The organism is uncultured Blautia sp. (assembly GCF_902497045.1).
Classification (GTDB): domain Bacteria; phylum Bacillota; class Clostridia; order Lachnospirales; family Lachnospiraceae; genus Blautia_A.
Window position 1 is genome coordinate 1 of record NZ_CABVDF010000322.1, and the last position, 2,290, is coordinate 2,290.

The 2,290-nt window shown below is 45.4% G+C and carries 2 protein-coding genes; both read left to right on the forward strand.

Annotation, left to right across the window (positions count from 1 at the left end):
- Nucleotides 1–90 precede the first annotated feature (90 nt).
- A complete protein-coding gene (gene tnpB, locus RDS42_RS14250) occupies nucleotides 91–429 on the forward strand; it encodes an IS66 family insertion sequence element accessory protein TnpB (RefSeq protein ID WP_308784240.1) in 339 nt (112 codons plus the stop codon).
- Nucleotides 430–571: 142 nt separating this feature from the next.
- Nucleotides 572–2,200 (forward strand): IS66 family transposase, encoded by a 1,629-nt coding sequence (locus RDS42_RS14255; protein ID WP_308784241.1) that lies wholly within the window; start codon nucleotides 572–574, stop codon nucleotides 2,198–2,200.
- The last annotated feature ends 90 nt before the right edge of the window (nucleotides 2,201–2,290 follow it).

Here is a 2,290-nt window from a genome sequence, read left to right on the forward strand (position 1 = left end):
AATCGAAGCGAAGGGCCTGCTGATCCGCATGAATAATACGGTTCAGCCCATGCTTCTGAAAATCCTGATGGAAGCATTAAAGGAGCCGGTATGTTAGCAGATATCTCAAATGTTGATGCGATTTACATTGTCTGTGGAAGAACGGATATGCGTAAATCGATTGATGGGTTATGTGCGATCATCCAGGACCAGTTTTCCATGGAGATCGACCATGCGCTTTATCTATTCTGCGGACGGAAATGCGACCGGATCAAAGCCATCTTAAAAGAACCGGATGGGATCGTCATGATCTACAAACGTCTGACAGCCCAGGGTTCTTACCGATGGCCAAGGAATAAATCGGAAGTACGCAACCTGACCTGGAGGGAATTCGACTGGCTGATGTCGGGCATCGATATCGAACAGCCAAAAGCAATAAAAACCAGCTGATCCACAAACAAAAAGGTGCACAGAAAATGGGAATCAGCCCTTTATTTTCGGCACTTTTCAAGCCTTTTGAACCGCTGTTTTTCTGGGCTTTTCCACTGTTTTCTGGTATAATGAAACTATCAAAAACAGGGAGGAAAATGCAGTGTCAGACAGTTCCAAAGATCTTCAGCTCCGGGAGTTGAAGGATATGATCAACGATCTGAAAAAAATGATAAAAACACTTCAGGCAACTGTTGATGCCGCAAACAAACGGGAAGAGGCACTTATGCAGGAACGGGATAATCTCAAGACAGAGATCGACCTGCTCCGCAAAAAACTTTTTGGATCTTCCAGTGAGAAAACTCCTGCTGATTTTCCGGGACAGCTGAAACTTTTCAATGAAGCAGAAAAGGAACAGGATCCGGTTGCGGCACAGGCAGAGGAAATGGACGCTGTCCTTCCACCTAAAAAGCGGAAATCCCGGGCAACAAATGCGGAACGCTTCAAAGGCATCCCTGTTACAAAGGAATATCTGGATCTTCCGGAAGAAGAAAAGCTCTGCCCCGTATGTAATACACCACTAATAAAGATCGGCGAGGAATTCGTCCGACGTGAACTGGTATTTATCCCTGCAAAGGTAAAAGTTGTAGAATACTACAGCATCAACTATACCTGTCCGGAATGCAGCAAACACGACATCCCGGTTATCAAAAAAGGAAAAGACGGAAAGCCGCACATGCTGTATGGTATGGCATCCGCCGGTACTGTCGCCTGGGTAATGTATCAGAAGTTCTGCAACAGCCTGCCTTATTACCGCCAGGAAAAAGACTGGAAACAATACGGAGCTGCAATCACAAGGGCAACGATGGCCAACTGGGTGATCCGGAATTCAGAAGCGTATTTCCGCCCGATGTATGAATTCTTTCACCGGAAGCTTCTGAAAAGAGGCTTTGCGATGGCAGACGAAACACCGCTCCAGGTATTGGATGAACCGGGACGCTGCGCACAGACAAAGTCTTACATGTGGCTTTTTCGTAGTGGGGAAGACGGTGAACCGCCGATCATCCTTTATAAATATGCGGAAACAAGAGCTGGGGATAACGCAGTGGAATTCCTTGATGGGTTCAAAGGTTATCTGATGTGTGACGGTTACAGCGGATACAATAAAGTCCCGAATGCAAAACGGACTGCCTGTTGGGCACATGTCAGAAGATATCTGACAGATGCGATTCCAAAAGGCAGACAGCTTGATTATGCCCAGCCAGCTGTGCAGGGTGTATTTTATATCAATCAGCTCTTCCATCTGGAAGATGTGATTAAAGCAAAAAATACTTCCTTCGATGCTATCAAAAAGGCACGTCTTAAGAAAGAGCAGCCGATAGTAGAAGGCTTTTTGTCGTGGGTTGACCAGCAGACTCCTGTCCGTGGGTCCAGAATGGATAAAGCAGTCACATATATCCAGAATCGCCGTTCAGATCTGACAACCTATCTGGAAGATGGACGCTGCAGTTTTTCCAATAACCTCAGTGAGAATGCAATCCGTCCGTTTACCGTAGGCCGCAAAAACTGGCTGTTCTGTGATACACCAGATGGAGCCCAGGCCAGTGCCATGGTTTATACGATGGTGGAAATGGCAAAGGCAAATGGAGTAAACGTCTATCATTACTTAACCTATCTATTAGAAAAAATGCCAAATGATAGTTTAAATGATGAGGAATTAGAACTCCTTGCCCCATGGAATGAGTCTGTTAAAACAGAGATCCAGAAACGTGCCGATAATGCTAATAACTAATCGATCATATGTGAATTGCTAAGATACTCCGGCTACTGTAAAGTAGCTGGAGATTTTTTCTGACTACGGCTAAAAATTAAGCGCTTACAG

Excerpts from the sequence above, each read along its gene's own strand:
- tnpB (WP_308784240.1), top strand. The coding sequence starts at position 91 with ATGTTAGCAGATATCTCAAATGTTGATGCGATTTACATTGTCTGTGGA.